A 7,205-nucleotide genomic window follows, 5' to 3' on the forward strand; every position below is an offset into this window, starting at 1 on the left:
CACGCCGTTGCCGATACCATCGAGCAGGTTGGAGATGTCGGAAGCGCGGTTGTCGAGGCCCTGGGCGGTGAAGAAGTTGGTCGGGTTGTCGAGAGCCGAGTTGACCTTCTTACCGGTGGAAAGGTCGCTCTGCGTCGCGGCAAGCAACTGAGCGGTGGACTGCAGCGAGAGCAGGTTCTGGCGCACGGACGCCGAGAGGACGATACCAGACATTGTCATTCCCTTCTGGATGAACAGTGTGATGTCGCCGCAATTCTGTCGGCGACACGTCCAGAGTGGTCCGCGGCACCCTACCCATTCGTTAAATCATGCCGCTCGGCCCATGCGAGCGCGGCGCCCTCCGCCGTTAAGTTTAACCGAGACCTAATCGACTCGATTAACGTCTAATGAAAAGGCGCCGGCCCGGCTCCCGGTGACGAGCAAGATCATCGATTCTGCAGGAAGAGAGCGCAAGGGCAGCCGCCCGCAGTTAGCGCCCCGCTAATTATGCGAGCAGCGCTTCACCGCGCGGCAGCAGGATTTCCACCTCGAAGTCTGCCCCGCAGGGCTCACCGATCATGAGGCGACCGTTCGAACGGCCGACGAAGTCCTCGACCATGCGCATATCGGAACGCGAATGATCGGGCCTTCCAATGGCTCCGCCATTGGCATGCGCCTTCAGCACGAGTTGGACGCCGTCTTCTGCGATCTGGTCCGCACCGGCCGCGGATGCGCGGACCGATCTCGCCTCGAATTCGATCCGGCCGCCACCCGCCATGACGTTGCGGGCCATGATCGCGAGGCAGAGCAATGCCGCCATCAACTGACCGGGATCGGCGAATGCCGTCGGCGTCCCGGGCACGACGCGTGCCGTGATCTCGATCTCGGTGCCCAGCGTCGGGCGCAGCAGCCGACCGACGTCGGCCAGCAATTCGTCGATATCGAGATCGCAGGGCTGCGGCGAACGGCCGCGCGCAAAAGCCAGCAATTGCGAGGTCAGTCGAGCCCCCCGTGTCGCGGCTTCATCGATCAGCCGCGCAACGGCCGCGAGATCCGGCCGATCGACGACGGCCTGGGCCAGGATATCGATCGTCCCCGTGATCACCGTGAGAATGTTGTTGAAGTCATGCAGGATGCCGCCGGCGACCTGGCCTACGATCGCCATGCCCTGGCTTTCGCTCTCATTGCCTTGGCCGTTGGTTCTCACAAGGTCTTGAGACGATGATGGCTCAGGCTTCTGCTTAATTGTTGCTGTCATTTTTTCTCAGCTACCCATCCGCGCCAGTCGGCGACCGACTTGCGAAGGCGGCACCGGATCAGTGCGCCGCTTGAGCTGGCGCCATGCCCGCACATCGACCGACCATCGCTCGCGCATCACGAGGCGACCGTAACAAGCGTGGCCTCACAACGATCGAACTCGCGTTACCATCTTGCAGTACCAATCACGACGAGAACAACGATGTCGCCCCGGCGCGACGGCGCTCCGGTTGCAAAATCAGTTCGACGAATCGATCCGCCCTCACTCTCGGCTGCGCCGCATGAGGATGTCAATTCGGAGGCCTGGGAACAGGCCGGCACTCACGCCGTTGGCACCAGCGAAGCGGTCGCGCGTGACTCTCCTCAAGCGGTCACGAAACGTATTGCAATGCTGGATGATCGAACGCCAGATGGCATCTGTGACGCAACTGTTGCACCATCACGCAACGCAAGACAGACCCGCTTTAGCTGTGAGTTTGTCGCACTATGATACCGGTTCTCGCATCTGCACATTAGCGAGCATATGGGTGAGAGCGGTGAACATCTCTGTTCGTCGGCGTCAGCGCTGATTCTTCTTGTCAGGAAAATGCCGGGAATTCATTCTGTCCACGATCAGCATGCATTTGGGTTCGCCAGTGGGAGACTAGCAGTCAAACAGGGCAGGAGATGGCTTTGGAAACGACCTCGCGTTCTCCGAATGGCTTTTTGTCGGCCCTGGCCGAAGACGATTTCGAGTTGATCCGGCCGCACCTGCGGACAGTCGATCTGGTTCAGGACTTCGTCCTGGCAGAGGTCGGCGAAAAGTTGCCCCGCGCTTATTTCCCTCATCGGGGCGTGATCTCGCTGGTGGTCAATCTGGCGCGGGGCGAACGCGTTCAGGTCGCCATGATCGGGCGCGACAGCGTGCTCGGCTGCTTGTCAGCACTCGGCGGCGATTCGACCGTGCTGAACAGCGCCATCGTGCTGGTGCCCGGCGTCGCATCGGTTCTCGACGTCGAGCGGCTTCGTGCAGCAGCGGAGCAGAGCGCGACCTTGCGGTCACTGCTGTTCAAGCATGCACTTGCCGTCTATGTGCAGAGCCAGCAGACGGCCGGATGCAATGCAGCCCATACGGTGGAGTCGCGCCTCGCGCGCTGCCTGCTGCAGACGCACGATCTGTCCGGCGGCAGCAAGCTCTATCTGACTCAGGAGTCGCTCGCGCAGATGATCGGCGCCCGCCGCAACAGCGTCTCGCTGGTTGCCAGCACACTGCAGCAGGCCAACTTCATCCACTACAGCCGTGGCCATATCGAGATCACCGACCTCGGCGGCCTGAAGAAAACCGCATGCGAGTGCTATGGGGCGGTCAAGGTTCAATATGACCGGCTCGTGCGGTGAATTGACGCTCCTGCCTGATCTCACGCAGGTCCAGCATATTCCAACCGGATCGCATGACGAACGGATCGCGCGACGCATCCGTGCAACTACGGGCTCCGCCTCACCCGTCGCATTTGTCCGCCGCAGAATTAACGCGCTGTTCAACGGCTGATGATAATTATCATCCTGCTGACGAGCGCGGGTCCAAGAAGCGTCGAATAATCTTCGTGCTGAGATATCTCGCCCGTGTTCGGCTTTTGACCAAACGCGCGGAGTAATGACATGGCTTTTGATCTGTCGATGCCGATCCTGGTGGTCGATGACTATTCCACTATGATCCGGATCATCCGCAACCTGCTCAAGCAGCTCGGGTTCGAAAACGTCGATGACGCCAACGATGGATCGGCCGCGCTCTCCAAAATGCAGGCCAAGAAATACGGCTTGGTGATTTCCGACTGGAACATGGAACCCATGACCGGTTACGACCTGCTGCGCGAAGTCCGCGCCAGCCCGGAGCTTTCGAAGACGCCGTTCATCATGATCACGGCCGAGTCCAAGACCGAGAACGTCATCGCCGCAAAGAAGGCCGGCGTGAGCAATTACATCGTCAAGCCGTTCAACGCGGCGACGCTGAAAACCAAGATGGAAGCCGTCTTCGGCCCCGCCGAGTAACGCTGTCACCTTCGCTGCCGTGTCAAACCGGCGGTTGAGCCCGCGCGCTCAGCCGCCGCTTTTTGTTTCCCAGCGTTAATGCTTTCTGAACAGAGCGCGAACCGCCGCGATGCAGGCCGTGACTCCGTATTTGCACGGGAAGCAAAATTTACGAGAGGGTCAGAGGCGCTCTTTAAACACGTGGGTGGTTGCCGACCAACGCGCCGGGCCCGGACGGGAATAGAGCAATGCGCAGCGAGCTTCTCGCGATCGAAGATGCCGGGATGCCCCCGCCGATGCTACGCGAAATTGCCGCACAGGTGGCGCTCAACAGGACGGGCAGCGCGCCGACCGCGCCCCCAGGCATCCGGTAACGCGCCATGCGTGCTCACAAACGGTTTCTGAGTGCCCCAACCGCCGTCGCGCTGGCCTTGATCTCCATCATCGCAGGCAGCAATCTGTTCTTTCTCACCAATCTGCGCGAAGCCACGCTGCAGCAGGCCGGCGAGGCTCTCGCCCGCCATAGCCTGACGCTCGCCGAGAATGCCGACCGTTCGTTCAAATCGGCCGATCTCGTGCTCTCGAGCGTCGGCGAATATCTCATGCGCCGGGGAGCCAACGATGGTGCGAGCTACGAGCTCGTCGCCTCCGACCGTGCGACCCATCAGTTGCTCAGCGAGAAGATCGCCGGTCTGCCGCAGCTCGATGCGGTCACCTTGATCGACGCCCGGGGCAAGCTGATCAACTTCTCGCGCTACTGGCCGATCCCCGACGTCAATATCGCCGACCGCGACTACTTCAAGGCCTTGCAAGCCGATACGACGCTGCAGAGCGTCGTCTCCATGCCCGTACAGAATCGCGGCGACGGTGCCTGGAACATCTATATCGCGCGGCGCCTGAGCGACAGCAAGGGCGAGTTCATGGGCCTGATGCTCGGCGCGATATCGGTGCAATATCTCGAGAACTTCTTCGGCTCGACCGCGCTCGGGCTGGACGGCAAGATCTCGCTGGTTCGCGAGGACGGCACGCTGCTGGCCCATTTCCCACCGACCAGCGAACTCGGCCGGACCATGGGAGAATTCGGACAGCGCGCACTGGCGAATGGCGGCGTCATCCGCGAGACCGGCGGCAAGGACAACCAGATGCGGTTGCGCGCAGCCAAGATGCTGCCCGGCTATCCGGCGATGGTTGTCGTCACGCAGCGCGAGGGGGATGCGCTCAAGAACTGGCACACCATGGCGATGCTGCTGATCACGACGTCGCTGGTCTGCACGGCCGCCGTGCTGCTCGCGGCTCTCATGATCGCGCGCTGGTGGGATCGGCAGGAGCACCTGATGCAGGCGGCCGAGACCGCCAATGCCGCCAAGTCTACCTTCGTCGCGATGATGAGTCACGAGATCCGCACGCCGATGAACGCCGTGCTCGGGCTCGCCACCACGCTACTCGAAACCCAGCTCGACCCCGAGCAACGGCAATCGGTGGTCGCGATCCACAATGCGGGCGACAGCCTGCTGGAGATTCTCAACGACATCCTGGACTTCTCCAAGCTCGAATCCGGCCAGCTCTCGCTCGAGGATATCGCATTCTCGGCCGAGGCCCTCGTGCACAACACGCTGAGCATCATCGGTCCGCGGGCCGCCGCCAAGGATCTGACTATCCGCAGCGCCAGCGATCCTGATCTGCCTCCCGCCCTGGTCGGCGACGCCGGCCGCATTCGCCAGATCCTGCTCAATCTGGTGTCCAACGCAGTCAAGTTCACCTCATCAGGCGAAGTCATCATCACGACCCGCTGCATTGCGCGCGAGGAGCAGCAGGCGACCGTCGAATGGAGCGTCAGCGACACCGGCATCGGCATCGCGCCGGACAAGGTCGGACTCCTGTTCAGCAACTTCGTGCAGGCTGACAACTCGATCAGTCGACGGTTCGGCGGCTCGGGCCTCGGGCTTGCGATCTGCAAGCGCCTGACCGAGCAGATGGGCGGCGAAATCATGGTGTCGTCGACCCAAGGCCAGGGCTCCACCTTCACCATCCGTTTCACGCTGCCGATCGCGGAGCATGCAGCGGCGCCCGAGTATAATGACGAGAGCGTCTACACCGCCCTGCAGGATCGCATTGCCGCGTTTGGCCGGCCGCTGCGGGTGCTCGTGGTCGACGACAATCCGAGCAACCGTCTGGTCGCGGCCAAGATGCTGAAGGATTTCGACATCCAGACCGACACCGCTTGCGATGGCGCCGAGGCCGTCACCGCAGCCAATCGCTTCAATTACGACCTGATCCTGATGGACGTCCGCATGCCGGAGATGGACGGCTTTCAGGCGACACGTGCCATCCGGGCGCGCGGTGAACGGCGCTCGGCCGTGCCGATCATTGCTTTCACCGCGAACGCTTTCATGGAAGACATCAGGGAGTGCCGCGAGGCCGGCATGAACGACTTCGTGGTCAAGCCGGCGCGCAAGAAGGCGCTGGTCGAAGCGATCCTGCGCGTGCTGCCCGCGCGCGACGTGCCGGCCATTGCAGACGCGCCATCGCTTGCGCCCGCTGAAATGGTCGAAGCAACGAACACAGCTGCGTTCGATGCCATCGCGCCGGAAGCCGTGCTCGACCGGGAGGCCTATGCCGATCTGGTCGGCGAGATCGGTGAGCAGGCGACGGAGGAAATTCGCGAGGTTTTCATCAGCGAGACCGATGCCAGACTGAAGCTTTTGCGTACGCTCCCGCTCGAGCGCGAACGCATCAAGATCGGCAGAGAAGCGCATTCCCTGAAGAGCGCGGCAGGTACCTTCGGCTACCGTCGGCTCGCCGGCCTGGCGCTGCAGTTGGAACAGAGTGCGCTACGGATCTCGATCGGCGACTATACCGGGCTGCTCGACAAGATCGAGCAGGCCTATGCGGCGGCCCGCAAGCTGGACCTGCAGCGATGAGCTGAACTGCGGCGGTTGCAGACCTCAGACTTGCTAGCAAACGAGACAAGGACTGAGGCCGCGAGCGACCGTGCTTGCGCGCCGTACTTATACCGTTCGCAATGTTCACAAACGAATAATCATGACTTGAGACACTCTCCTCAGCATAGGAGATGCCCATGTTTACGTTTGAAACGGCCGACCAGAAGGAAGTCCGGCGTTTTCGAATTGCCCAGTTCAACGGCCGGCCTGCGACGGTGAAGTCCGGCAGCGCCACCATTACGGGCATCGTGCGCTCGGTGATGGAGAAGGAAGCAAGTGTTCCGCCGCGTTGGACCATCACGATCGTTCCGATGCCGCAGAAGGCACAGCCAGCGCTGCGTCCGGCTTCCCGCGTGCGCCCGTTCGCCGAGGACTATCTGTAAGCCGTATGGTCGAGAAACGCGATCCGCGCCGGGAGCACCCGCCGCCCGAGTTTACGGATCGCAAGGCAATGTCGTTGGTTGGCCGGCTCAGGGCGCGGTCGCTGCGCACGGGTGGCTTGACGGCAGGCGACGTTGCGCCGGTTAACTCTACGGACTATCGCATTGCGGTTGAATTGAACCGCCAAAGATCCCGACGCGGCACTCTCCATGGTTGCAAATCGCGACGCCTATCGGCCTCTCGATTGCAATCTTGCCGGCCGGCAGCTTCCCTAACACCGTGTTTATGCGCAGTTGTTCCGGCGTTTTAAGTTACCGCGAACTGTTTCATGCTTTGATCGGCACGAGGCGAGCCCCCTGCCCGCCTTGCACGAAACAGAACAACACATGCTTCAGCTCGACCGGGTCTGGGAGTTCCTGCAGCGGCTGTCGCCGCTGACGCGGAGCTGTCTGCTCAGCGAGCTTGAACGGCTCGAAAAGAACGGCGTTGAGATACCGGGCTCGTCCGACATCCAGGCCCGGCTTCGCGCCGAATTCCGCCAGGACGGCACGACGCAGAATCGAACGGCGAATCCGTCCCGCTTCTTCTTCACGCCGGTCGAGCAACTCTTGGTCGACGGCTCACCGGATCATGCCAATC

The 7,205-nt window shown here is 61.9% G+C and carries 5 protein-coding genes and 2 pseudogenes; 5 read left to right on the plus strand and 2 right to left on the minus strand.

What is annotated here, in order from left to right; genetic code table 11:
* Together WA702_RS24045 and WA702_RS24050 are read right to left on the minus strand one after the other, a co-directional pair.
* A pseudogene (locus WA702_RS24045) lies at window positions 1–213 on the minus strand (flagellin); the annotation flags it as partial.
* A 271-nt stretch (window positions 214–484) separates the two neighbouring features.
* Window positions 485–1,237: a histidine kinase dimerization/phospho-acceptor domain-containing protein gene (locus WA702_RS24050; RefSeq protein ID WP_425113052.1), complete on the minus strand. Its 753-nt coding sequence runs from the start codon at window positions 1,235–1,237 to the stop codon at window positions 485–487.
* 671 nt (window positions 1,238–1,908) lie between these two features.
* On the opposite strand from WA702_RS24050, the gene WA702_RS24055 reads away from it, so the two are divergent.
* The 5 genes and pseudogenes from WA702_RS24055 to WA702_RS24075 all read left to right on the plus strand — a co-directional run.
* Window positions 1,909–2,613 (plus strand): Crp/Fnr family transcriptional regulator, encoded by a 705-nt coding sequence (locus tag WA702_RS24055; RefSeq protein WP_425113053.1) that lies wholly within the window; start codon window positions 1,909–1,911, stop codon window positions 2,611–2,613.
* 261 nt (window positions 2,614–2,874) lie between these two features.
* Window positions 2,875–3,264: a response regulator gene (locus WA702_RS24060; protein ID WP_425113054.1), complete on the plus strand. Its 390-nt coding sequence runs from the start codon at window positions 2,875–2,877 to the stop codon at window positions 3,262–3,264.
* A gap of 359 nt (window positions 3,265–3,623) precedes the next feature.
* Window positions 3,624–6,164: an ATP-binding protein gene (locus WA702_RS24065; RefSeq protein ID WP_425113055.1), complete on the plus strand. Its 2,541-nt coding sequence runs from the start codon at window positions 3,624–3,626 to the stop codon at window positions 6,162–6,164.
* A gap of 158 nt (window positions 6,165–6,322) precedes the next feature.
* Window positions 6,323–6,568: a hypothetical protein gene (locus WA702_RS24070; protein ID WP_425113056.1), complete on the plus strand. Its 246-nt coding sequence runs from the start codon at window positions 6,323–6,325 to the stop codon at window positions 6,566–6,568.
* Between the two features lie 384 nt (window positions 6,569–6,952).
* Window positions 6,953–7,205 (plus strand): annotated as a pseudogene (locus WA702_RS24075) (hypothetical protein); the annotation flags it as partial.

This window comes from Bradyrhizobium sp., from assembly GCF_049798375.1.
Classification (GTDB): Bacteria; Pseudomonadota; Alphaproteobacteria; order Rhizobiales; family Xanthobacteraceae; genus Bradyrhizobium.